The following is a 23,778-nucleotide window of genomic DNA, read 5'->3' on the forward strand; positions in this document are numbered from 1 at the left end:
TAGTTTCCCGGTAAGCTAACAGTAGAAAATCTTTGCCGACATTATCGGCGTTTGCATTGGGCAGAAACTTGAGGAGCAAGACCATGGCACATGTGGTGATTTTGGGCGCAGGCACGGGCGGAATGCCTGCCGCGTATGAGATGAAGCACGCTCTGGGAGCGGGCCACGAAGTTACATTGATCAGCACCAACGACTACTTTCAGTTCGTGCCGTCCAACCCGTGGCTGGGCGTGGGCTGGTCTAAGCGCGAAGACATTACCTTTCCCATTCGGCCCTATGTAGAACGCCGTGGCATCAAGTTCATCGCCAAGAATGCGGAAAAGATCGACGCCGAAGCGCAGACCATTACCTTGGCGGATGGTAGCTCGGTGCATTACGACTATCTGATGATCGCCACCGGACCACGTTTGGCCTTTGAGCTGGTCCCGGGTTCTGACCCGCATGAAGGACCCGTGCAGTCTGTCTGCACTACCGATCATGCGGAACTCGCCTATGGCAAGTACCAAGAACTGCTCGAAAATCCCGGCCCCATCGTCATCGGTGCCATGGCTGGTGCCAGCTGCTTCGGTCCTGCGTACGAGTACGCCATGATTGTCGCTTCCGACCTCAAGAAGCGCGGGATGCGCGACAAGGTGCCCTCCTTCTCGTTTGTTACGAGCGAGCCCTACATTGGTCATCTGGGTATCTCTGGGGTTGGTGATTCCACCGGCATCCTTACCAAAGGGCTGGAAGAGGAGGGCATCAAGGCCTACACCAACTGCAAGGTGAGCAAGGTCGAGAATGGCGAAATGTTCATCACCCAGGTCAACGACAAGGGCGAGACCGTCAAGGAATTCACCCTGCCGGTGAAGTTTGGCATGATGATCCCCGCTTTCCGCGGCATTCCTGCGGTTGCCAATGTCGAAGGACTCTGCAATCCGGGCGGCTTTGTCATTGTCGATGACAACCAGCGCAGCAAGAAATACTCCAACATCTACGCCGTCGGCATTGCCATCGCCATTCCGCCCGTGGAAGCGACCCCGGTACCGACTGGCGCTCCCAAGACCGGTTATATGATCGAGTCCATGGTCAGCGCCTCGGTGTACAACATCAAGGCGGACATCGAAGGCCGCGTGGGCGACAAGACCATGGGTACCTGGAATGCCGTCTGCTTTGCGGACATGGGTGATCGTGGCGCTGCCTTTGTGGCGCTGCCGCAGATCAAGCCGCGCAAGGTGGACATTTTCGCCTACGGGCGTTGGGTACATCTGGCCAAGGTCGCCTTCGAGAAGTACTTCATCCGCAAGATGAAGATGGGGGTCTCCGAGCCCTTCTACGAGCGTGTGCTCTTCAAGATGATGGGTATCACCCGCCTCAAGGAAGAGACAGAAGTCGAGCAGCGCAAGGCTTCCTGAGGCACGCTGACGTCGCCAGTATCGGCCCCACCAGCTCGGTGGGGCCGTTTTGTTACTGCCGGGAGGCAGCCAAATGGATGAGAAGTTGCAAAAGGTGCTGGCACGCTATGGCCTCGGCTCGCGCCGGGCTTTGGAAGAATGGATTGCCGCCGGTCGCGTCAGCGTTAATGGGCAGCTTGCCAAACTGGGCGATCGCGTAGACGCGAACGCGCAAATCCTGGTGGATGGCAAGCCGCTGCAGATTCCCGCCTGGACGCAGGGACGGCTGCGGATCTTGCGCTACCACAAACCGGCTGGGGAGATCTGCAGTCGGCGTGACCCCGAGGGCCGGCCCTCGGTCTTTGACCGCCTACCACGCCTGCGCGCCAGCCGCTGGGTCTCGATCGGCAGGCTGGATCTGAATTCCGAGGGTCTGCTCCTCCTCAGCAATGATGGAGATCTGGCCAATCGGCTGATGCATCCGCGCTATGGGCTGCAGCGGGAATATGCGGTGCGTGTGCTCGGCCGGCTATCGGACCAGCAGATAGACCAACTGCTCAGCGGCGTGGAGCTGGAAGACGGTCCCGCCAAATTTCTGCAGATCGAAGATGCCGGCGGGGAAGGGGCAAATCACTGGTATCATGTCACGCTGGAGGAGGGCCGCAATCGCGAGGTGCGGCGTATGTTCAGTGCCCTGAATCTGGCGGTGAGCCGTCTGATCCGCGTGCGCTATGGTCCTATCGAAATGCCCAGGCATTTGAAGAGTGGGTACTTCGAGGAGTTGCCAGAGGAGGAGCGTGCGGCGCTTTTTGCAGAGATCGATTGGCAGGAAAAAGACGACCTACCCGCAAAACACGCGCCGGGGAGCCCTTCTGGTACGGCACGCGGTCGGCGGATGCCACCCCGGCGATGACGGCTTCGGTAAACGATTGGCAATGGCTGTACCGTCAATTGCTGGATCGTTGGGGAGTGCAACACTGGTGGCCTGCCAAAACACCCTTCGAGGTAATGGTCGGTGCCATCCTGACGCAGAATACGGCGTGGTCGAATGTGGAGAAGGCGATTGCCCGCTTGCAGGCTGCCGACCTGATGGGCGTCGAGAAGATTCTCGCCAGCAATGACGCGAATCTGGAGTCCTGTCTGCATCCCTCCGGCTATTATCGGGTAAAGGCTCGCCGCCTGCGGGCCCTGTGTGCCTTTTTGCAGGAAGAGGGCTGTGCCGAACTGCCGGAATCCCTGCGGGAGAGAGGGGCTCTTGCCAATTTGCGCAGGAAATTGCTGCAGGTGCATGGGGTCGGGGAGGAAACCGCCGACTCCATTCTGCTCTACGCGCTCCAACTGCCGATCATGGTTGTCGATGCCTATACCAAGCGCATCGCCAGCCGTCTGGGCTGGTGCACAGAGCGGGTGACGTACGCAGAGTTACAGCGGGACATCGAGTCGGCTCTGGTACCTGGCGATGTCGCAATGCGCAATGAATTACACGCCTTGCTTGTGGAACTGGGCAAAAATATTTGTCGACCGCGCCGCCCATTTTGCAGCCAATGTCCGTTACGCAGACGTTGTGCCTATGGAGCCGGTCAGGAGCGGCCGGGTAACTGACGCAGGTAGTCGCGGCTGCATTCGCAGAGTTTTCCCCGTTCGAGCAGCGTGCTCCAGATCCTGCCTCCCGCCTGACGCCACAGCACGCCGGCACGGATTCCCCCGAGGAGAAGGGTGCGAATGCGGGCGGTATCTTCGTCGCGGGTGAGAAAACGGCTTTCGCCGGACACAATGATGCGCGGCGAGAGGGTACCGATACCCTCGGCATAGGTGTCGGCCAGACCGGCCAGGACACTGGGATGCAGCAGCTCGCCAAAATGATCGACTTGGCGTCGCGCCTGCTCTATGCCCCGTTGCACGCGATCCAGGGCCTTTGGCTGCGCCAGCAGGCGGCCGCTCAACTTGGCTAGCGAGAGGGTATAGCGCAAGAGTTCTGCTTCCTCCGCCTGTGCCGGACCCCGATGCAGCAATGGGCAGAGGGCCTGCAGGGCGCGCTGCAATCCTTCAAGGCCTGCCAGGGCAGCAATGCTGTCCTGCGCGTCGATCGCCAAAATGCTCTGCACGCTGAGCAGCAACAGGTGATTATCGCTACGTCCGCGCCGCGCTGCTTCCTGCACCTCGAGCGCAGCACGGAGCATTCCTGCCAGGGCGAGACAGCGATCAGGTAGACGTTGTGCTGCGGGTAAAAACTGGGAGATCAATGAACTTTCGCCCTCTCCGAAGGAAATTTGTCGTTCAGTCGCTGTTCTAGGGTTGCCAGCAAGAGTTGACGCTCCCGGCGGCGCAATTTTTCCCCTTGTTCATTACGGATGAAAAAGGTGTCCTCCACACGCTCACCAAAGGTAGAAACCTTTGCGGCAACGACGCTGAACCCGAGACCCGCAATTACCGCACCAACGGTATAGAGCAATCCCATCTGGTCACAGGCCTGCACTTCCAGCAAGGTGTCGTCCGGAAGTGCATCATTATCCAGATGCAGTTGCAGCGGAATGCCGGCAAAAAAACGATGGCGCGCATCGCGGTGGCGCAGCCCAAAGTGGGGTTGGCTGATTACCCCCAGATGCAGCATGTTGCGGAGCTCCGTCGCCAGCTCATCATGGGCCGCCGCCGAACGCTGAAAGGCGCGTGTTTCGTCGAGTACGTGAAAGGTATCCAGCACGAGACCGTTGTCGCTGGTATCGATCCGTGCTTCCAGAACTGCCAGGGAATGACGATCGAGGAGTGCGGCAATATCCTGAAACAAACCTGGCCGGTCGGGACCGAAAAGGAAAATTTGCTCTCCCTGGTGGGGATGGCGCCGGATGGCGACGTGATACTCTTCGTCTCTTTGCAGGATCTGTCGAGCCTGCCAAAGCAGCTCTTCGCTATCGTAGCGGAGAAAGTACCCTACCGGCAGGGCGCGCCACAACCGCTCCAGTCGTTCGCGTTGCATGGAGGGAAAATCTCGACCCAATATCTCGATGCGCTGGCGCGCAGTTTCCAGGCGATCATCCGGGGCGGTATCAGAGGCGAGAAAGGCGTCGGCGCGCTCATAAAGTTTATAGAGAAGGCTGGCTTTCCAGTCATTCCAGAGCTCTGGGTTGGTAGCCCGCATATCCGCTACGGTCAATAGAAACAGGTGCGCCAGGCGCTTGCGGGTACCCGCCCAGAGGGCAAACTGGCGAATGATTTCGGGATCGTCGAGATCGCGTCGCTGCGAGATGGAGGACATCTGCAGGTGCCCTTCCACGAGCCAGGCGACCAGAGCGCGCTCGCTTTCCGGGAGCTGCAGCCGTCGCGCGAAGCTGCGCCATTCCCGTGCCCCGATACGCGAATGATCCCCCCCGCGACCTTTGCCTATGTCGTGAAAAAGTCCAGCCAGGATCAGGTAGGCAGGTTGGTCGATTTCGCGCCGGGCTCTGCGAATGCTGCCAGTCTCCTCGTCGCGCCAGAGCTCCGCAAGTTGATCGATCAAGAAGAGGGTGTGCTGATCGACGGTGTAGGCATGAAACAGATCGTGCTGAATTAGCCCGCTGACCCGCTGGAAAGCGGGAAGGATGCGTCCGAGTATGCCGGCACGATGCAACCAGTTCAGCATTCGGCTTGCGCGCACAGGCTCGATAATGGCCCGTAAAAATGCCAGACGAAAGGCTGGATCGGAAAACAGTTGCGGTTTCCAATCTCTTTTTTGGCGCCGAGCGGCGCGCAGCATCTGAGCGGGCAAATCCGCCGCAACACTCGCTCGTTGTCCCCAATGGCGTAGCAGCGCACTTGGACTCTCCTCGGCATCGACGGAGCTATCGGGGGATTCTCCCGTGGCCAAGTAGTGCGCAATCGCCTCTTCAACAATGGCTGCCAAACTCTGGATTTCGGCAAAGGACTGATAGAGGCGTTGCATCAGACGCTCCGCCGCACTTCTGCCGCGTTTTGCCGAAAAGCCAAGATCCTTCGCGATGGCTTCCTGTAACTCTAGACGCAGCCGATCCTCGGCACGTCCGCTACGCAGATGCATGGCTACCCGCACTTGCGCGATAAAACGCTCGGCCGCGCGCAACTGGCGCAAGTCCGCCGCATCCAGGATGTCGACGCGCTTGAACATCGCCAGCTCTGGCCGTTGCCAAACGCGCCCGGCAAACCAAAGCAGCTGGTGCACATCGCGCAGCCCCCCTGGCCCATCTTTGATCTGCGGTTCCAGATGGTAGGCGGTGTCACGGAAACGACGATGCCGCGCCTCCTGTTCGGCCACCTTGGCGGCAAAAAAGGCATTGATGGACCAGGGGGGATTGTTCTGCAGTTGTGCTTGCAGGTCCTGCCAGAGCTCTGCGTCGCCGGCAAGAAAACGGCATTCCAGCAAGGTGGTTGCAACAGTCAAGTCGTCCCGCGCCGCCTCGAGGGATTCGTCTATTGTGCGCAAAGAGGCGCCAACCTGCCGCCCCTGATCCCAGAGAGATGTCAGAAGTTGTCTGACAAAGTCTTCCGCGGCGCAGTCGGGCGCGCGCAAGAGCAGCAGATCGAGATCCGAGAAAGGAAAGAGGACGCCGCGTCCATAACCGCCAACCGCAATCAGGCTGAGCCCGGCAGGCGGCTCGAACTGGTGCCAGAGGGTCTGCAACAGGGCATCGGTTTCCCGCGCAAAACGGCGCAGGCGCTGCGTGGTGCTGCCCATAGCGGGAAAAGGCGACGGCAAAGCTGCAGCGGCGGGGAGAGGCACCGACTCGCTGTCAGAGGCCAAGGCCGCTGCTCTCAGAGGGAATCTCCCGGTAACTGGGTGAGTACCTCATGGCCGGTCTCCGTCACCAGAACCGTGTGTTCCCACTGCGCCGAAGGGCTGTGGTCTTTGGTGACGATGGTCCAGCCGTCGGGAAGGGCCTTAATATGCCGCTTGCCAGCATTGATCATGGGCTCGATGGTGAAGGTTTGCCCGACCTGCAGGGCCAGCCCCTTGCCAGGCTCGCCGTAATGCAGGATCTGCGGTTCATCATGAAATTTGCGGCCAATACCGTGACCACAAAATTCACGCACGACCGAACAATGTTGCGCTTCGGCATAACTCTGAATGGCGTGCCCGATATCTCCTAAAGTTGCCCCGGGGCGCACGACTTCGATGCCACGCACCATACTCTCGTGCGCCACTTCGACGACGCGCCGCGCTTTCAGGGGGACGTTCCCCACCAGGAACATCTTGCTGCTGTCACCATGAAAGCCATCCTTGATAACGGTGACATCGATATTGAGAATATCGCCATCTTTGAGAATGCGGTCACCAGGAATACCGTGGCAGATCACGTGATTGACCGAGATGCACACGGACTTGGGAAAGGGCGGATACTCTGGGCTGGGCTGGTAGTGGAGGGGGGCCGGGATCCCCTGCAGATCATTGACGATATAGTCGTGACAGATCTTATCGAGTTCCCCCGTGCTGATGCCGGGACGCACATGCTCGGCAATCATTTTCAGGACCATGGCGGTCAGTTGCCCGGCAACGCGCATTTTTTCGATTTCTTCGGCGTTGTGGACCACTACCGGGGGACGGGCTTGGGCTCGGCGTAACATATAGGCTCCTTCGCACGGTTCACTCAGAACAGCAGCGGTTCCGCGTCACAAAGCTCTATACTATCAGGCCTGACTCGGCTTCGGTAGGCAAGCACCTCAACACCGCGCTCGCGCGCCTGGCGCAGCGCGGCGCCGTACTTCGGGTCGATCGCGTCAGCGGGGGCAAAACCGTGACCATCCTCGCGTCCCAGCAAAAACAGCATGACGGCACGATGCCCGCGTGATCGCTCCCCTTCCAGTGCCTGCAGATGACGCAGCGCTCGACGGCTGTGGGCATCCGGGAAGCGCAGCACGCCTTCATCGTCCAGCAGGGTGCAGGATTTCACTTCAACGAAGACCTCGCCGTGCTCGGGATCGCCCAGCCAGAAATCCACTCGTTCATGCTCGCCGTAGGCAACTTCGCGGCGTAGCTCGCGATACCCGGCGAGCTCCACGATCCGCTGCTCGCGCAGCGCTTCGGCCACCACGGCATTGGGTCTTTGGGTATTGATCGTTACCCAACTCGCACCGCTCCAGTAGAGTTCCCAGGTCCAGGGGAGCTTGCGTTTTTTATCCGCATGCCAGGACAACAGGACGGGCTGGCCGGCTTCGGCGCAACTGCGCATGCTGCCGGGGTTGGGACAATGCACCTGCACCACCTCGCCGTTTTCCAGCTCACAGTCGGCAAGAAAGCGCTTGTAGCGCCGCAATAGCTTTGCCGGGGTAAGGGGAGGTAGTTTCAAGCGTCGGCGCCTCGCAGATGCGAGCGCAAGCTTTGCAGCAGGGTATGGGTGGCCGGATTGGCATCTTCTCGGAACAGGACCGCAAGACGATGCGGGATAGGTGGGTCGAAGTGCAACAGACGCAGATCATCCGGGAGATTGCTCCGATAAAAGGAAGAAAATCCGAGACCCAAACCGCTACGAACACCTTCGCGGATGGCCGCATGGCCACTGAACTCATAGCGAATGGCCAAGTCGATGTCGAGGCGCCGAGCAGCCTGCTGCACTGCTTCGCGAATGCCGGACCCCGGTTCCCGCCAGATCAGATCCTTGCCCTCCAAGACTTGCAAGGGGATCGCCGAGCCTTCCTGTGCCCATGGATGTTGCCCGGGCAGCATCAGGCCGATCTCGGTCTTGACGAGGATTTCCAAGCGCCAGTTCCCTTGCTCTCCCAGTTGCACGTCGTCTTCTACAAAGACCAGATCATATTCATCCTTGTTTTGCCGCGCTTGCCGGCTATTGAGCGCGCAAACCTGCAAGTGGATCCCAGGATAGTCGCGGTGAAACTCCGCCAGCAAGCGGGGCAACAACACTTCGGCGTTACTTTGACTGGCAGCCATGTGCACGGTACCCGTCAGCAGACCTTGACTGTCTGCGCACAGGGACTCAGCTTCTGCCAACGCGGCTTCGATGTGCTCACCAATACGCCACAGCGCAATGCCCATAGGAGTAGGGCTGATACCACGATGGGTGCGACGATAGAGAGGCTCCCCCACACGCTCCTGCAACTGTTTGAGACGATGGGAAATGGCCGGTTGGGTAAGAAACAGGCGTTCGGCTGCCTGATGCAGGTTTCCGGCGCGTGCGGCTTGTGCCCAGATTAGAAGCAGGCTGGGATCGATACGTCGCTCCATGCGGCCCTCTCCATGAAATTAGATTTAATAATCACATGAATTACTTTAATGCATTGGATTTGATATTTTACCGCGCATAACATGTCACCGTCCAATCTGTAAGGAGTGCTCCGTCATGGGTTTTCTCTCAAATGTACCAAACGGTGACATCCGGCAGGTGATTCGTCACTTTACCCCCAACTGGTTCACTGCCAATATGGGAACGGGCATCCTGGCCCTGATGCTGGCCCTCTTTCCGTACGGTCACTGGGGACAAGCGGAGATTGCCAAGGCCCTGTGGTGCATCAACAGCTTTTTCTTTGCGCTATTCAGTATCCTCTTCCTCAGTCGGGCGATATTTTACTTTCGGGATTTTCAGAAACTCTTCGATCATCCCGTGCAGTCTCTTTTCATCGGTGCCATCCCCATGGGATTCGCCACCATCGTCAATGGTTTTTTCATCATCTGGCCCTTGCGTCCCGAGAGCCTGGCCGTCGCGACAGCCTTCTGGTGGATGGATGTAATCCTCGCTCTCACTTCGGTGCTGCTGGTGCCCTATTTTATGTTCACCAGCCAAGGCCACAGCATGGAGCGGATGACCGCAGCCTGGCTGCTCCCCATAGTGCCACCGGAGGTTACCGCGGCCAGTGGCGGTTTGGTGGCCCCGCATCTGGCCTCCGCCGCAGCGGAGAACGTGATCTACATGAGCTACGTACTGTGGGCCATTTCGGTCTTGCTCGCCATGGGAATCCTCGCCATCCTGCTGCTACGTCTGACCCTGCACAAGCTGCCGCATCAGGACATGGCTGTATCGGGCTGGTTGACCCTGGGTCCCCTCGGTACCGGCGCGATGGCCATGATTACCCTCGGTAATGCGGATTTCGCCAGTTTTCATGGCGTCCTGGCAGAAATGGCCCATTTTGCACAGATGGCAGGTCTCATGATCGCCTTGCTGTTGTGGGGCTTCGGCCTGTGGTGGATGTGCATGGCGATCTTCTTCACCCTGCGCTATTTGCGGGAGGGGTTGCCTTTCAATATGGGTTGGTGGGGATTCACCTTCCCTTTGGGGGTGTTCAACGCGGCCACGTACCTGCTGGCCGACAAAACCGGCTTCTGGGTTTTCCAACCCCTGGGAGCCGTCTTCACCATCCTGCTGGCGTTTTTCTGGGTGATTGTAACGCGCAAAAGCTTTCTCGGCATGTGGACGGGAAGGCTGTTTCGGGCTCCCTGCCTATCGGAGGAGACTGGCCTGCCGATGAGCTGCGAGAGCGCGCAAAAGGCATCACAGAAAGCGAGTACCCTTGTTCCGTAGCGTAAGATTTATCAGGCTAGTGCCTGATACGCTTCTGCTATGAATGCTTGACCATACTTGCGTTCCAGCTTGCGGATGAGGAAATGGCCGGTCGCCATGTCCTGAAAATGCGTAATGAAAATGCTGTTGATCGTGGCGCCGCCAATGGCGCCCAAGGCCGGCACAAGCTGCGCCAAGGCCTTGTCGGTCACCGCTACACCAAAGCGTTCAGCGACCTTGCGCAGTAAGGCCAACAGAGCGGCGCTGGCGGATGATCCGGCGCCACTGGCACCGGCCCGACCCACTTCGCTGACCAAGCCACTCAAGGCCATGCGCGCGGCGTAGTAGCCCGTTTCTGCCGCATCATCTGTGCCCTGCCTGGTGCTCCCGAGGGCGAAGACCTCCAGACAGGCGGCTTTGGTCGCAGGGCTGCTGATGGATTCTCCCTGACTGCGGGCGATATCGATGATGGAACGCAACATGATCGTGGTCGAGATGGGTAACTCCACAGCAAGGGCGGAAAGACCAAAAAATCCCCCCACTGCGCCAGAGGCCGCGACCGCTGCCTGGTGCCAACGCGGAGATGGCGCACGGAAGGGTGCGTCATCCAGGGTGAAAAGCGCCGCGTCGGCAGCCTTGCCCAGCGCCGTCTTGCTGATTCGGCCAATCTCGCGGTGCCACTTTTGCGGCAGTCGTTGCAACCCCTGTTCGATGGGGGCCCCCAGCTGATCCACAAGACGTGCTGCCAAGCCGGGGTTTTCCAGAAGCTCGCGGGCTCTGCGCAATTCGGCAGCATCTTCCTCGGTCAGCAGTCGTTGTATCTCCGCCATTGCATCTCCGTCACCTGCGCGAAAGCCTGCCGGAAGTAGCCCCGGGTAGCTGCGAATCAGTCCTGCGCCATTTGCCGCTCACGCTTTTCTTCCAGCGTCTTGCAGTCGATGCAGAGGGTGGCGGTGGGGCGGGCTTCCAGGCGCCGCAGACCGATTTCCACGCCGCAAGCCTCGCAGTACCCATACTCACCAGCATCGATCCGTGCCAGGGTCTGGTTGATCTTGCGAATCAGCTTGCGCTCGCGGTCGCGGGCGCGCAATTCGAGACCCATATCGGTCTCCAGGCTGGCACGGTCATTGGGGTCGGAGTAGTTGACATTCTCGATCTGCAGGTTCTGGACCGTCCGATCGACTTCCGCCATCAGTTCGCTTCGCCAGTCTTCCAGTATCTTGCGAAAGTGGGCGATCTGTCCCGCACTCATGTACTCTTCGTCAGCCGCCGGCTGGTACGGGGTGAAAGCCTGAAGCTCTTGCGGGTTACTAGTTTTGATGGCCGCAGCGCTATCCGTCATGGTCTGTCTTCCTGTCTTAATGTGGAGAAAATCGCGCATGGTGTAGCAGAGATTTCTGACTTTGGCAAACGCCGCCCATTTCGGTATATCCTACCGACCGATCAGTCGAGTGGCGTCAAAACCCATAAACCCGTTCCCCAGGAGGTTGTCCCCATGCCCCGTCTGCGTGCCCTCATTTTTGATGTCGATGGAACCCTGGCCGATACCGAGCGCGACGCCCATCGCGTCGCCTTCAATCGCGCATTTTCCGAGTTTGGCCTGCCTTTCGCGTGGGATGTGCCGACCTACGGCAAATATCTCAAGATCACGGGTGGCAAGGAGCGCCTGCGTGGCTTTTTGCAGGATCATCCCCAATATCCGCAACTGACTGACAGCGAGATCCGCGAAATTCACCGGCGCAAAACCGCCCTCTACGGAGAAATCATTGCCGAGGGTATCGCGCCTTTGCGCCCTGGGGTGAAACGCCTACTGGAGTCCGCACGCGCGGCAGGGATGCGCTTGGCCATTGCCACCACCACGACCCCCGATAATGTTGCGGCGTTGTTGCAAAGCAATTTGGGGGAGGGCGGCTGGAATCGTTTTGACTATATCGGTGCCGGCGATATCGTCCCGCAGAAAAAACCGGCGCCAGACATCTATCAGCATGTCTTGCAGCGCCTGGACCTGATGGCCGCCGATTGCCTGGCCCTGGAAGACTCCGAGAATGGTTTGCGCTCGGCGCTCGATGCCGGGCTGCCGGTGTTGATCACGCAAACGGAATATACCCAGGGACAAGACTTTACCGGGGCATTACGGGTTCTCGATCAGCTCGGAGAGCCGGAGCATCCAGGAAGGATCCTGCAGGGAGGGGAGACTGGGGCCTCTGTCGTCGTCGATCTGAAGACGCTGGAGGATTGGCTCGCCGCGAGCTGAACCTGGATGGTGGCGGCAGGGCAGGCATCCTCGTTCATGTGCCCATACCCAACTAATCCTGTCGTTGGCAGTGCGGGCAGACGCCGTTGACGACCACCTCGATCTCTTCCACGCGATACTCCGCGGGAAGCTTTGGCGCGGGGAGCTGACTTTCCGGGAGGCAGAGCACCTGGCCGCAGCGCAGACAGTGAAAATGGGGATGCGATGGGTGCTCCGGATTGATGGCGCTGAAGCGCCAGACGCGATCATCGGCGGTGATGCGATGCGTCAGGTGATGCTGTACCAGCCAGTCCAGTCCCCGATAAAGCGTGACACGGTCGATGCTTTCTGCCCAACGTACTTGGATGTGTTCCTGAATCTCGCTGTGGCTCACGGGTTGCCCCAGATCGAGCAGAGATTGCAGGATTTGCAGGCGGGCACGGGTCGGACGCTGGCCGGCGGCACGAACCCGCCGTTCCGCCTCTACTGTTTGCGCTGCATTATCCGTCGCTCGTTCCATCCCCGCATGGTACCCCGCGCATCCGCTGTCAGCAAAGCAACTGGACAGCTACGTCGCGAGCGCGTTAGATTCACGAGGACGTCGCAATGGGAGAAAAGCCGTGGCCGAACGCCTCGAAATTGGTCAAATTGCTCCAGAATTCACCGCTAAAAATCAGCGAGACGAGGATATCGCCCTGAGCTCCCTGCGGGGCAAGAGCGTCGTGCTCTATTTCTATCCGAAAGATGATACCCCTGGCTGCACCACCGAGGGGCAGGAATTTACCGCCCTCTACCCCAAGTTTCAGGTGGCCGGCGCCGAAATACTGGGGGTATCCCGGGATAGTGTCGCCAGCCATCTGAAGTTTGCTTGCAAATACGAATTCCCTTTCTCCCTGCTTGCCGACCCCGACGAAACCCTGTGCAAGGCGTACGACGTCATCAAGGAAAAGAAGAACTACGGCAAGGTCTATCTGGGGATCGAGCGCAGCACCTTTGTGATCGATCGCGAGGGAAAGCTTGCCTACATCGAACGAAAAGTGAAGGCAGCCGGTCACGCTGAAAAGATCCTGGCCATCGTCGAGAAGCTCGCCGGATGACGACGGGATCTGCGGCAGCACAAAGGCGGCTCTATGTGCTGGATACCAATGTTCTGATGCACGATCCGGCGTCGCTGTTCCGCTTTCAGGAACACGACATCCTCCTGCCGATGATTGTGCTGGAGGAGCTGGATCAACACAAAAAGGGCTTGAGCGAGCAAGCCCGTAACGTCCGCCAGGTGAGTCGACATCTCGATGAAATGCTCGGCAGTGACGCGGACCTCGAGATCGGCCTGCCGCTGCCCTATGCGCAGGGACGACTCTATTTTCAGACGGCCGCCTATCAGGCAACACTGCCGGAAGATCTGGCGGGTGGCAAAGCAGATCATGAGATCCTTGCCGTTACTCTGGCGCTGCAAGGGATGCATCCCGATCGCGAGGTCATCCTCGTCAGCAAGGATATCAACTTACGCATCAAAGGCCGCACCCTCGGCATTCGTGTGGAGGATTATCACAATGACCGCGCCCTCGAAGATGCCGATCTGCTCTATACCGGTGTCGACGTCCTGTCTCAGGACTTCTGGGAGCACCACAGTCGCGACCTCGATGCCTGGCAGGAGAATGGTCGCAGCTTCTACCGTCTGCGTGGCCCGGCGGTAGAGCACTGGTATCCCAACCAGTTCATTCAATTGGATCCGGGTGGTGAGCAGCGCGAAGACTTTTCCGCCATCGTCCGCAGCGTGGCTCCCGATCATGCTATTATCGAGAGGATTACCGATTACGGCTCGGAACGGAATGCAGTATGGGGTATTCGTGCGCGCAACCGCGAGCAGAATTTCGCCTTGGCCCTGCTGCTCGATCCCGAGATCGACTTCATCAGCATTCTCGGGCCGGCAGGTACGGGCAAGACCCTGCTGACTTTGGCTGCGGCACTGCAGCAGATTTTCGAGGAAAAGCGCTACGCCGAAGCCATCATCACCCGGGCGACGGTTCCCGTCGGTGATGAAATCGGCTTTCTGCCAGGTACCGAAGAGGAAAAGATGCAGCCCTGGATGGGGGCGATCGAAGACAATCTCGAAATACTCTCGCGCGGTCCCGAGGGGGCAGGCAGTTGGGGGCGCAGCGCCACCCAGGACCTGATCAGCAAGCGACTGCGTATCAAATCCATGAGCTTCATGCGCGGGCGTACCTTTCTGGAAAAGTTCGTCATCATTGACGAGGCACAGAACCTTACCCCCAAGGAAATGAAAACCCTGATCACCCGCGCTGGTCCTGGAACCAAGGTCGTTTGCCTGGGGAACATCGCCCAGATCGACACCCCCTATCTGACGGAGACCACTTCGGGCCTGACCTATGTCGTCGACCGTTTCAAGAAATGGGAGCATAGCGGTCATATCACTCTGCGGCGCGGGGAACGCTCGCGTCTCGCGGATTATGCCAATGAGGCGCTCTAACAGAGCTTGAGTCGTAGCCTGTCAACTTCTAGACTGTGCGCGTCAAATGAAGGAAGGGACGATGGGCTGGACGCCGGAAGACTCGAGCAATCTGTACAATCTAGCCCATTGGGGCGAAGGTTTTTTTCAGGTGGGGGAAGACGGTCAACTTTGGGTCACTCCCGATGGCCCGCAGGCCCGCAGCCGCGCCGGTCTGGTGGACGTCATCCAGCGGCTTTCCGGACAAAATCTGGGATTACCCTGTCTCCTGCGCTTTCCGCAAATTCTGCAGCAGCGCGTTGAAGCCCTGCAAACTGCCTTCCAGGAGGCAATGCAGCCGGAGAACTACGTCGCCCCCTACACCCCGGTCTATCCCATCAAAGTAAATCAACAACGGCGCGTGGTGGAAGAGATCCTGCGCGCCGGGCAGGGTCAGCTGGGTCTGGAAGCCGGTAGCAAGCCCGAACTCCTGACCGTGCTGGCATTGATGCCGGTAGGTGGTACCGTCATCTGCAATGGTTATAAAGACGCCGAATACATTCGTCTGGCGTTGATGGGGGAACGTCTGGGCCTGCGGGTCTATCTCGTGATCGAGAAAAGCGCAGAATTGCCGCTGATTTTGCGCATCGCCAAGGAATTGCAGGTGCGCCCCCGCATTGGGGTGCGCGCCCGTCTGGCTTCGGCAGGTGCGGGAAAATGGCAGAATACGGGGGGCGAAAAATCCAAGTTTGGGCTCTCCTCCACAGAAATCCTGCAGCTCCTCAGCGAGCTCGCCGCCGTCGATGCTCTGGACTGCCTGCAGCTCCTGCATTTTCATCTTGGCTCACAAATCCCTAATATCCAGTTCATTCACGGGGGTATGCGCGAGTGCGCGCGGCTCTACGCGGAATTACGTCATCTGGGTGCCGATGTGCAGGTAGTCGATGTCGGCGGCGGGCTGGGGGTAGATTACGAAGGCACCCACTCGCGGGCCTACTGTTCCACTAACTACCGGCTGGGGGACTACGCCCAAGCGGTGGTAGGAGGCTTGGCGGAAATTTGCCATCAGGAAGACTTGCCGCAGCCGCGAATCATTTCCGAATCGGGTCGGGCCCTCACCGCCCATCACGCGGTATTGCTCTTCAATGTGGTCGATGTCGAGCGCGCCTCGGGCGAGACCTTGGCCCCCGATGATCTTCCGGAAGATACCAATCATCCGTGGCGACGCCTCCTGGATCGCGTGCAGCAGCACCCTGATGCCAATACTGCCCTGGAGGTTTATCAGGAGGCTCTTTTCCGCATTGGTGAGGAGCAACAGGAGTTCAAGCTCGGATTGATTACCCTTGCTCAACGGGCGCAAGCGGAGCGCCTGTACGCGCACCTGATGTGGCGCTGTCGCGCGTTGTTGGACCCCGCCAAGCGCGCCCATCGTGAAGTTCTGGATGAACTTGAAGAAAAGTTGGTAGACAAATATTTTGCCAATTTTTCTCTGTTTCAGTCGCTACCGGATGTGTGGGCGATCGATCAGGTTTTCCCGATCATGCCTGTACACCGCCTGGACGAACGCCCGGAGCGGCACGCGCGCCTGGAGGATATCACCTGTGATTCCGACGGTCGCATTGATGCCTACGTCACGGCTGATGGTTTAGGGCCGACGCTGCCAGTTCATGGGTTGCGCGCTGACGAACCCTATTATCTGGCGGTGTTTCTGGTGGGCGCCTACCAGGAGATTCTTGGCGATATGCACAATCTTTTTGGCGATACCGATGCCGTCAATGTGATTTGTGAAGAAGATGGCGCCCTGCGCCTGGAAGGTGCAGTGCCAGGAGACTCGGTGGCCGAGGTGTTGCAGTATGTGCAATTTTCTGCCGAGGAACTCGTCCGCCAGTTCGAGCAGAAACTGGCAGGCGCCGGCAGTGTCCCCGCCGCAGAACGGGAGGGCTTTTTACGGGACTTCCGCGATGGTCTGCAAGGCTACACCTACCTGGAGTAGTACCGGAATTACCGAGCATGGCGAATCGGATTACGTAACGTGCCAATGCCCTCGATCTGCAATTCGCAGATCTCGCCAGCCTGCAGAAAGCGCGGCGGCTGGCGGCTGAAGCCCACCCCCGCCGGCGTGCCGGTCGCCAACACATCGCCAGGTCGCAAGGGCAGGGCAGCGGCCGTGGCGACCAGCAAGTCCGCCACATCGAACAGAAGATCGCCGGTATTGCCATCCTGCAGGGTTTCCTCACCAATGCGGGTCTGCAGGCGCAGCCCTGCGCCGCCGACGGGTAAATCGTCGGCACTTACTACCCAGGGGCCCATGGCACCACTGCGCGCCACGTTTTTGCCCAAGGTCCACTGACTACTGCGGAACTGCAGATCTCGCAGGCTGCCATCGTTGAAAATGGTATAGCCGGACACTGCCGCCAACGCCTGCTCCCGGCTGATCCGGCCAGAGAGAGGCCGTCCAAGCACCACCGCCAGCTCCACTTCATAATCGAACTCCACCGAGACGTCTGGTATCTCCAGGGCCTCCTCGTGCCCCACCAGTGAGTCGGGAAACCGAATAAAAAGATTGGGATACTGTGGTGCCACACTCCCGGTCTCGGCAATGTGGTCGCGATAGTTGAGTCCGGCACAAAGAATCTTCTGGCCGAGCAGGGGAGGAAGATAACGCATCTGGCGCTGATCGATGGGCGCGCATTGTGTTGGCATATGATCCAGTTGCTCGCGTAGGCGGGAACTCCGGCTCAGTACATCGCTTACGCTTAGATTCCCGTCCAATTCCCGCAGCTGAAAGGCATTGTCTCCGATCCAGACGGCGATCTCCGCACGACCGGCAATTTCCAACAAACTCCAACGCATAGCGCTAACTCCTCTCGATTGCGTGATTTCCGACCTACACTGCCTCCACACCTTTCGCGTCTTTCTCCTCCTGCTCCCCATGCAACACAAAGCGCTCGGAATCCGTCAGTGATTCTGGCGAACCAAAAAGTACCAGAACGTCCCCGCGGCGGAGTCTGGTTTCTGGCGAAGGTTCGCGCCCACGAATTCCAAAGCGACGCACAGCGGCGACTTGCACCCCACGTTTTTCCAGCTCTAAGTCACCCAGGCGGCGCCCGAGGGCATAGGCGGTCTCGCCCAAAGCGATGGAGTAGAGGCGTGGCGATTCCTGGTCCTCTCCCGGTGCTGAGCCGCCCCAAAAATTCCCGCGAAAGAGACTGTAGCGTTCCTGCCGGAAACGCCGCACTCGTCGCAATACCGTACTAAGCGGAAAGCCGATTTGCAGCAAGGTTTGGGAGGCGAGCATGAGTGCCCCTTCGGTAACTTCCGGAATGACCTCATCGGCACCGGCTGCCTCCAAGGCTGCCATCTGACTGTCGTCATGCGCCCGGACGACACTGGGAATCTGCGGCCGCAGCTCCTTGGCGACGGCAAGCACGCGGGCGGTTTCCTGGACATTGCCATAGGTAATGACGATGGCACGGGCGTGACCAATACCGGCTGCCTCCAGCAGATCGCGGCGACTGGCGTCACCATAGAAAATGGTTTCCCCTGCGGCCTGGGCCTGGCGTACCCGGGTAGGGTCGAGATCGAGGGCCAAGTAGGGAACCCCCTCATCCTCGAGAACGCGTGCGATGCTCTGCCCCACGCGACCATAGCCGCAGATGATGACATGTTCCCGCAGATCCTGCTGCCGGACTTCTTCCAGATCCTGCTGTCGGCGGTTACGGTAACCCGGAGCCAGGAGACGGGCAATGGCCCCATTGTACTGCACCAGCACCGGCGCGAAGAGCATGGACAGGAGCATCGCACCCAACACCGGTTGCAATACGCCGGGCGGCAGCAGATTTTTCTGGCTGGCGAGCGAAATGAGCACGAAGCCAAACTCCCCCGCCTGCGCCAAGACCACTGCGCTACGTAGCGCCACTCCGTTCTCAAAGCCAGTCACACGGCAAATGATCCACACTAGGCCGCCCTTGAGAAAGAAGATCAGTACCAGGACCAGCAAGACCCAGGGTAGATACTCGATCAAGACAGGAACATCGACCATCATGCCGATGGTCACAAAAAAAAGCCCGAGCAGGATATCCCGGAAGGAAGCGATGTCGGCCTCCACCTGGTAGCGATAGGCGGTTTCGGCAAGCAGCATGCCGGCGATGAAAGCGCCCAGGGCCAAAGACAACCCGGCTGCTTCGGTAATCCAGGCCAGCCCGAGGGTGACGAGCAAGAGATTGAGCATGAAAAGCTCATTCGATTTGCGCGCGGCTACCCACTCAAACCAGGGACTGACGAGCGGGCGACCGATGACCACCAGCAGCAGCAATGCCAAAACCGCTTTAGCACCGGCAATGGCCAAATCATGGGGCAATTCCCTGGGCGACCCTGCGAGAGCCGGGATGAGAATGAGCAGAGGGATGACCGCGAGATCCTGGAACAGCAATATACTGATGGCAATGCGGCCATGACGGCTTTGCGTTTCCAGACGATCCGCCAGGGCGCGCACCACCATGGCGGTGGACGACATCGCCAGAATCCCGCCGAGCACAACACCAGTCCGCCACGATAGGGGAATGAGTAGGGCAACACCAAGGAAGGTGATGGCCGTTAACACCACCTGCGCGCTGCCGAGGCCAAAAACCAAGCGACGCATGCGAATGAACTGCGCCAAGCTGAACTCCAGCCCGATACTGAACATCAGGAAGACGACCCCAAATTCCGCCAGGTGTCGCATGCGTTCCTCGTCTGGCACCAACGCCAGGGCATGCGGGCCGAGCAGCATCCCCATCAGCAGATAGGAAATGATGGGAGGCAGGCGCACTTTCCGGGCCGCAGCCACCGTGAGTACTGCGGCGGCGAGCAGAACAACGACCGTCAGCAGAGAATGATCAGGCATGGCTCCTTCCAGCAGGGTTTTTGCTATCATAGCGCAAAGGAGGTGGCCAATCCCATGTATATCGTTACTGGCGGTGCTGGATTCATCGGTGCCAATCTCGTACACGCCCTCAATCAGCGAGGGATCTCTGACATTCTGGTCAGTGATCATTTGCAACGTGCCGACAAGTTTCGCAACCTCGCCGATCTCGACATTCGCGATTATTTCGAGGCCGAGGCCTTTCTGCCCGAACTGCTTGCGGGCCGTCTGGGGAAGATCGACGCCATCTTTCATCAGGGCGCCTGTTCCGACACCATGGCCAGTGATGGTCGCTATGTCATGGACAACAACTACGCCCACAGCAAGGCCCTGTTCCATTGGTGTCAGGAAAACCGGGTACCGTTCCTCTATGCCTCTAGCGCCTCGGTGTATGGCATGACCGGTCGCTTTCGCGAAGAGCGCGCAGCGGAAGATCCCCTCAATATCTATGCCTTCAGCAAATTTCAGTTCGACCAGTACCTGCGGGCCCAGTGGCACGCCCTACAGGCACCGGTGCATGGCTTTCGCTTCTTCAACGTCTATGGGCCACGGGAGTTCCATAAGGGACGTATGGCGTCGGTGGCTCTGCATTTTTCCCGGCAATATCGCCAGGAGGGCAGGGTACGCCTCTTTGCTGGTAGTGCCGGTTATGCGGATGGCGAACAGCGTCGCGATTTCATCCATGTGGACGACGTAGTTGCCGTCCATTTTCACTTTTTGGAGCATCCAAATTCTGGCATCTACAATGTCGGAACGGGTCGGGCGCAGAGTTTCAATGATGTCGCCCTCGCCGTCATCCAGACGATCGACGCAGAAACCGGCAAAGCGCCCCGCTCCCTCGTCGAACTGCAACAGCAAGGAATGATTACGTACATGCCCATGCCCGAAGCCCTGCATGGCAAATATCAGAGTTATACCCAGGCCGATATCGAAACATTGCGCGCCGCGGGCTATACCGCTCCCTTCCTGGATGTGGAAGCTGGCGTGAGACGCTATCAGGCCTGGCTGCGTGAGAGGGAATGAGCATGGATGGACGGATTCTGGTAACCGGAGCGGCCGGGTTCATCGGCTTTCATCTCAGTCGTCGCCTACTCGCGGAGGGGTATTCGGTCTATGGCATCGATAACCTCAATGCCTATTATGATCCCGCTCTCAAGCGCGCCCGTCTGGCGCAGTTGGAAAGTCATCCCGCTTTCCAGTTTCAACGACTCGATCTCGCGGATCGAGCCGGTATGGAAGCGCTGTTTTCGCGCTTGCCTTTCGCGGCAGTGGTCAATCTGGCGGCCCAGGCGGGAGTTCGCTATTCCCTGAAGGCGCCCCACGAATACGTGGACAGTAACCTGCAAGGTTTTCTGAATGTTCTGGAGGGTTGTCGGCAGCAGCAGGTGCAACACCTGCTCTTTGCTTCTTCCAGTTCTGTCTATGGCGCCAACAGCCAGTTACCCTACAGCACCCATGATCCGGTCGATCATCCGGTCAGTCTCTACGCCGCGACCAAGCGGGCAGGCGAGTTGATGGCGCACAGCTATGCCCACCTCTACCGCATCCCCTGCACCGGTTTACGCTTTTTTACAGTCTACGGCCCCTGGGGTCGGCCAGATATGGCCTATTTCAGTTTCACCCAGAAAATCCTGGCCGGAGAAAAGATCCCGGTATTCAATCACGGACAGATGCAGCGCGACTTCACCTATATCGATGACATCGTCGAGGCAGTGACGCGGCTGCTCCCTCTTGCGCCCGCGCCGCAAGAAAGTTGGCCGGCAGATCCAGCAAGCAGCGCAGCGCCGTTTCGCATTCACAACATCGGCAATCATCAGCCCGTGGCGTTGCTGGAATTTATTCGGCTGCTGGAGGAGGCGCTGGGACGCAGCGCCGAACTGGAGCTTCTGCCGATGCAGGATGGCGACGTGCACGCCACCTATGCCGAGGTCAGCGAATTGCAGCGGACGGTGGATTTCGCCCCGCGCACAGACCTGGCGACGGGGCTTGGACGCTTCGTTGCCTGGTACCGCGACTATTTCGGCGGCCAGTAGAGCCTCTTCAACCCTGCGCAGTCCCTTGCCTGCGGACCACCGGGGCGACATCGATCACCCGCGTCAGCAGGCCATTCTGCTCCTGTGTTGCAAGCCACGAGCGCGCCTGGCGGAAACGCAGCCAGCAATGCTGTTCGTAATCGTAAAGCTGGCACTGCGCAAAAATTCGCCATACTGCGCGAAAACTGAAGCGCATTTCGTGGATATATTGTCCATACTGCTCGCGCAGATCGGCATAGGCCCCCTTCAGGTGATAGAAAGGGATCCGCGCATCGACATGGTGCGGAGTATGGATAAGGATGTTGTGGATCAGCATCTCGCTGATGCGCGAGCAACGCACGATGGTGCTGCAATAGAGCTGACCCAGCGCCGGTGTCCAATCCTCTTTTTCAGCGAAAAAGGGTAGATCGGGGTGCGTGTGATGCAAAAAGACAAAGAGCGCGATGAAGTAGTTAAAAACGATGAAGGGCAGAAGTACCGCCGAGATCCATGACCAGATTCCCCCAATCCACCAAGCGAGTACCGAGAAGCCCAGGAAAAAGGCTAGGGTAATGAGTTTGTCATTGCGAAATGCAGTGCGATTTTTTCCGTCCCCACGAAAACGCAGCATGCCTGGCCACCAGACGCGTAAAATGTAGTGTAAGGCACAAGCATAGGGGCTGCGCTCCAGACGGTAGAGCAGGCGCCTTGGCCAGGAGCTTTTGCGGTATTCGGCAGGGGTCCAAGGGCGCCAGATCCAGTCAACCGAACTCAGACTGGTAAAGCCATGATGCACGCGGTTATGGCCGAAGGCCCACAGGCGGTACATATTGAAAGAGGGCAGCATAAAAACCGTCCCCAACCAGCGCGACAAATGCTGACTGCGGAAGAGGGCACCGTGCGCCGCATCGTGGGCCCAAACAAACATGAAGGCGACGGCTGCACCGGCCAGCAATCCGAATACCAGCTTTAGCCATCCATGGGGAGCGAGCAGGGCACCGGCAATCGCGCCCAGGTAGAGCAGGGCGTCAAAGAAGTAAGCCAGCAGCGCTCGGGTGATGGATTGTTGATAACGTTCCGGCCGGATGGCCGCGCGCAGCTCCTGTAGCCGGATCGGACGTACCTGCGCCAGATCCTGTTGCAGAGATTTTTGAAGCATCACAAACCCCCTAACATCATAGTGTATTAGTATATTTATATCGTTATTGTATGAGGAGAGCAAGTAACGATGCCCCAAGCCCCGGTTCTCTCCAGGCCGATTCTCGCTCTCTTGCAGGCTTAGAGATGATGATGCTAGATTGCTGAGCGGGGATTACTTCCTCATTCATTCAGGGAGAATGTGAGCATGTTGGATATGAGCAAAATTAAGCCTGTTACCCGATTGGTCCTGCTGGCTGGCGTCATTGCCCTGGCCAGTGCCTGCGCGAAGAAAGAGGAGAGCACTGCCGCCGCTTCTTCCAGCGCCACCACCGAATCCTCTGCCGCCGCCAGCTCCGATACGAGTTCTGCCACGGCAGCCAGCACCGCGCCGGAAAGTTCCGCGGCGACGGCCTCTGACATGAGTGGCATGAGTGGTGCCGCCAGCACCGAGTCTTCGGATTCGGCGGATGCGGCGACCTCCAGTGATGACGGCAGTGGGGGCTCCAGTACCTCTACCGACTGATCCTCTCTACAGAGGCTGTCTGGGAATGGGCCGGTGGGTTCTTCTCCACTGGCCCATTTTGTTTTATCCTCTTTTTTAAATTACAGAACGTTGGGCGAGAAAGATCTCACGGAAACAAAGGGAGGTTTTGCAATGGTTATGGAAGGGAAGCGTATTCATCCGCTGGCGCGGACCGTAGTAATGCTGGGGATCATTGGGCTTGCAGCAGCCTGTGGTAAAGGTAACGAAAGCAGCAGTGCAGCAGCATCGTCCGCAAGTGGCAGTGACAGCACGGCAATGTCTTCCAGCGACAGTGGTGCTGGAGCAACAGAATCTGGTTCCAGCGCAGAGACCAACTCACCGGCGGCCTATCAGACATCTCCCGCAGCTCATCTGGTTCCAGCAGCGATGAGCACAGACCAGATGGCCAAGGCCAAATCCCTGGCGGAAGCGAAGGGCTGTTTTGCTTGTCATCAGGTCGATGCCAAGGTCGTAGGACCGGCGTTTGCCTGGGTAGCCTACAAGTACAAAGGCAATCCGAAGGCAGAAGGAAAACTGGCGGATGCCATCCAGCATGGTATCAGCGGTGTATGGGGTGGCATGCCTATGCCGGCCCAGGATGTTACCCCTGCGCAAGCCAAGGAACTTGCCTCCTGGGTACTGGCGCAAAAGCCCATCGCGCCGCCCAAGGCTTCATAAACCTACTG

The 23,778-nt window shown here is 58.8% G+C and carries 23 protein-coding genes; 12 read left to right on the forward strand and 11 right to left on the reverse strand.

Features of this window, described 5'->3' with window-relative positions; all coding sequences use genetic code 11:
• The first annotated feature begins 83 nt into the window (after positions 1 to 83).
• From MQE22_RS06600 to MQE22_RS06610, 3 genes are all read left to right on the forward strand, one after another.
• Positions 84 to 1,394: an NAD(P)/FAD-dependent oxidoreductase gene (locus tag MQE22_RS06600; RefSeq protein WP_215873254.1), complete on the forward strand. Its 1,311-nt coding sequence runs from the start codon at positions 84 to 86 to the stop codon at positions 1,392 to 1,394.
• A 73-nt stretch (positions 1,395 to 1,467) separates the two neighbouring features.
• Positions 1,468 to 2,286 (forward strand): 23S rRNA pseudouridine(2605) synthase RluB, encoded by an 819-nt coding sequence (rluB, locus tag MQE22_RS06605; protein WP_215873253.1) that lies wholly within the window; start codon positions 1,468 to 1,470, stop codon positions 2,284 to 2,286.
• The gene (locus MQE22_RS06610; protein ID WP_215873252.1) at positions 2,283 to 2,975 is read left to right on the forward strand and encodes an endonuclease III domain-containing protein; all 693 of its coding nucleotides are present in this window, start codon (positions 2,283 to 2,285) and stop codon (positions 2,973 to 2,975) included. Before rluB ends, MQE22_RS06610 begins: the two co-directional genes overlap by 4 nt.
• On the opposite strand, the gene hflD is transcribed toward MQE22_RS06610, so the two are convergent.
• The 5 genes from hflD to MQE22_RS06635 are packed head-to-tail and all read right to left on the reverse strand — an operon-like array spanning position 2,954 to position 8,562.
• Positions 2,954 to 3,616, reverse strand: a complete 663-nt coding sequence (gene hflD / locus MQE22_RS06615) for a high frequency lysogenization protein HflD (RefSeq protein WP_215873251.1) — start codon at positions 3,614 to 3,616, stop codon at positions 2,954 to 2,956. The two genes, MQE22_RS06610 and hflD, sit on opposite strands and share 22 nt — an antisense overlap.
• Complete coding sequence (locus MQE22_RS06620; RefSeq protein WP_215873250.1) at positions 3,613 to 6,126, reverse strand: bifunctional uridylyltransferase/uridylyl-removing protein GlnD; 2,514 nt, start codon at positions 6,124 to 6,126, stop codon at positions 3,613 to 3,615. The genes hflD and MQE22_RS06620 overlap by 4 nt, the downstream gene beginning before the upstream one ends.
• Before the next feature lie 11 nt (positions 6,127 to 6,137).
• Complete coding sequence (gene map, locus MQE22_RS06625; RefSeq protein WP_215873249.1) at positions 6,138 to 6,947, reverse strand: type I methionyl aminopeptidase; 810 nt, start codon at positions 6,945 to 6,947, stop codon at positions 6,138 to 6,140.
• Positions 6,948 to 6,970: 23 nt separating this feature from the next.
• Positions 6,971 to 7,669 carry a DNA/RNA nuclease SfsA gene (gene sfsA / locus MQE22_RS06630; protein ID WP_215873248.1) on the reverse strand — a complete coding sequence of 233 codons (699 nt, stop codon included), beginning with the start codon at positions 7,667 to 7,669 and terminating at the stop codon, positions 6,971 to 6,973.
• A complete protein-coding gene (locus MQE22_RS06635) occupies positions 7,666 to 8,562 on the reverse strand; it encodes a LysR family transcriptional regulator (RefSeq protein ID WP_215873247.1) in 897 nt (298 codons plus the stop codon). The genes sfsA and MQE22_RS06635 overlap by 4 nt, the downstream gene beginning before the upstream one ends.
• A 115-nt stretch (positions 8,563 to 8,677) precedes the next feature.
• Between MQE22_RS06635 and MQE22_RS06640 the strand changes: the two genes are divergently transcribed.
• Positions 8,678 to 9,853, forward strand: a complete 1,176-nt coding sequence (locus MQE22_RS06640) for a TDT family transporter (protein WP_215873246.1) — start codon at positions 8,678 to 8,680, stop codon at positions 9,851 to 9,853.
• A gap of 11 nt (positions 9,854 to 9,864) precedes the next feature.
• On the opposite strand, the gene MQE22_RS06645 is transcribed toward MQE22_RS06640, so the two are convergent.
• Positions 9,865 to 10,662 carry an EcsC family protein gene (locus MQE22_RS06645; protein ID WP_215873245.1) on the reverse strand — a complete coding sequence of 266 codons (798 nt, stop codon included), beginning with the start codon at positions 10,660 to 10,662 and terminating at the stop codon, positions 9,865 to 9,867.
• Between the two features lie 56 nt (positions 10,663 to 10,718).
• Positions 10,719 to 11,174: an RNA polymerase-binding protein DksA gene (gene dksA / locus MQE22_RS06650; protein ID WP_215873244.1), complete on the reverse strand. Its 456-nt coding sequence runs from the start codon at positions 11,172 to 11,174 to the stop codon at positions 10,719 to 10,721.
• Between the two features lie 153 nt (positions 11,175 to 11,327).
• Here dksA and MQE22_RS06655 point away from each other — a divergent pair, with 153 nt between their 5' ends.
• Positions 11,328 to 12,086 (forward strand): HAD-IA family hydrolase, encoded by a 759-nt coding sequence (locus MQE22_RS06655; RefSeq protein WP_215873243.1) that lies wholly within the window; start codon positions 11,328 to 11,330, stop codon positions 12,084 to 12,086.
• Positions 12,087 to 12,138: 52 nt separating this feature from the next.
• Here MQE22_RS06655 and MQE22_RS06660 read toward each other — a convergent pair whose 3' ends face one another.
• Complete coding sequence (locus MQE22_RS06660) at positions 12,139 to 12,585, reverse strand: Fur family transcriptional regulator (protein ID WP_215873242.1); 447 nt, start codon at positions 12,583 to 12,585, stop codon at positions 12,139 to 12,141.
• Positions 12,586 to 12,685: 100 nt separating this feature from the next.
• Between MQE22_RS06660 and MQE22_RS06665 the strand changes: the two genes are divergently transcribed.
• The 3 genes from MQE22_RS06665 to speA all read left to right on the forward strand — a co-directional run bounded on the left by MQE22_RS06665 (position 12,686) and on the right by speA (position 16,507).
• Positions 12,686 to 13,162, forward strand: a complete 477-nt coding sequence (locus MQE22_RS06665; RefSeq protein ID WP_215873241.1) for a peroxiredoxin — start codon at positions 12,686 to 12,688, stop codon at positions 13,160 to 13,162.
• Positions 13,159 to 14,556: a PhoH family protein gene (locus MQE22_RS06670; protein ID WP_215873240.1), complete on the forward strand. Its 1,398-nt coding sequence runs from the start codon at positions 13,159 to 13,161 to the stop codon at positions 14,554 to 14,556. The genes MQE22_RS06665 and MQE22_RS06670 overlap by 4 nt, the downstream gene beginning before the upstream one ends.
• 61 nt (positions 14,557 to 14,617) lie before the next feature.
• Complete coding sequence (speA, locus tag MQE22_RS06675) at positions 14,618 to 16,507, forward strand: biosynthetic arginine decarboxylase (RefSeq protein ID WP_215873239.1); 1,890 nt, start codon at positions 14,618 to 14,620, stop codon at positions 16,505 to 16,507.
• Positions 16,508 to 16,515: 8 nt separating this feature from the next.
• Here speA and MQE22_RS06680 read toward each other — a convergent pair whose 3' ends face one another.
• Both MQE22_RS06680 and MQE22_RS06685 read right to left on the reverse strand, forming a co-directional pair.
• Positions 16,516 to 17,367 carry a fumarylacetoacetate hydrolase family protein gene (locus tag MQE22_RS06680; RefSeq protein ID WP_215873238.1) on the reverse strand — a complete coding sequence of 284 codons (852 nt, stop codon included), beginning with the start codon at positions 17,365 to 17,367 and terminating at the stop codon, positions 16,516 to 16,518.
• 34 nt (positions 17,368 to 17,401) lie between these two features.
• On the reverse strand, positions 17,402 to 19,399 hold the full coding sequence (locus MQE22_RS06685) for a monovalent cation:proton antiporter family protein (RefSeq protein WP_215873237.1): 1,998 nt from the start codon (positions 19,397 to 19,399) through the stop codon (positions 17,402 to 17,404).
• A 54-nt stretch (positions 19,400 to 19,453) separates the two neighbouring features.
• Between MQE22_RS06685 and rfaD the strand changes: the two genes are divergently transcribed.
• A complete protein-coding gene (rfaD, locus tag MQE22_RS06690) occupies positions 19,454 to 20,440 on the forward strand; it encodes an ADP-glyceromanno-heptose 6-epimerase (RefSeq protein WP_215873236.1) in 987 nt (328 codons plus the stop codon).
• 2 nt (positions 20,441 to 20,442) lie between these two features.
• A complete protein-coding gene (locus MQE22_RS06695) occupies positions 20,443 to 21,450 on the forward strand; it encodes an NAD-dependent epimerase (protein ID WP_215873235.1) in 1,008 nt (335 codons plus the stop codon).
• A gap of 7 nt (positions 21,451 to 21,457) precedes the next feature.
• Here the strand turns inward: MQE22_RS06695 and MQE22_RS06700 are convergent, their stop codons facing one another.
• Positions 21,458 to 22,588: a fatty acid desaturase gene (locus MQE22_RS06700; RefSeq protein ID WP_215873234.1), complete on the reverse strand. Its 1,131-nt coding sequence runs from the start codon at positions 22,586 to 22,588 to the stop codon at positions 21,458 to 21,460.
• A 195-nt stretch (positions 22,589 to 22,783) separates the two neighbouring features.
• Here MQE22_RS06700 and MQE22_RS06705 point away from each other — a divergent pair, with 195 nt between their 5' ends.
• Together MQE22_RS06705 and MQE22_RS06710 are read left to right on the forward strand one after the other, a co-directional pair.
• On the forward strand, positions 22,784 to 23,092 hold the full coding sequence (locus MQE22_RS06705) for a hypothetical protein (protein ID WP_226826880.1): 309 nt from the start codon (positions 22,784 to 22,786) through the stop codon (positions 23,090 to 23,092).
• 132 nt (positions 23,093 to 23,224) lie between these two features.
• On the forward strand, positions 23,225 to 23,770 hold the full coding sequence (locus MQE22_RS06710) for a c-type cytochrome (protein ID WP_226826882.1): 546 nt from the start codon (positions 23,225 to 23,227) through the stop codon (positions 23,768 to 23,770).
• Positions 23,771 to 23,778: the final 8 nt, after the last annotated feature.

It is taken from the genome of Acidithiobacillus sp. YTS05 (assembly GCF_024396695.1).
In the GTDB taxonomy this organism is placed as follows: domain Bacteria; phylum Pseudomonadota; class Gammaproteobacteria; order Acidithiobacillales; family Acidithiobacillaceae; genus Igneacidithiobacillus; species Igneacidithiobacillus copahuensis.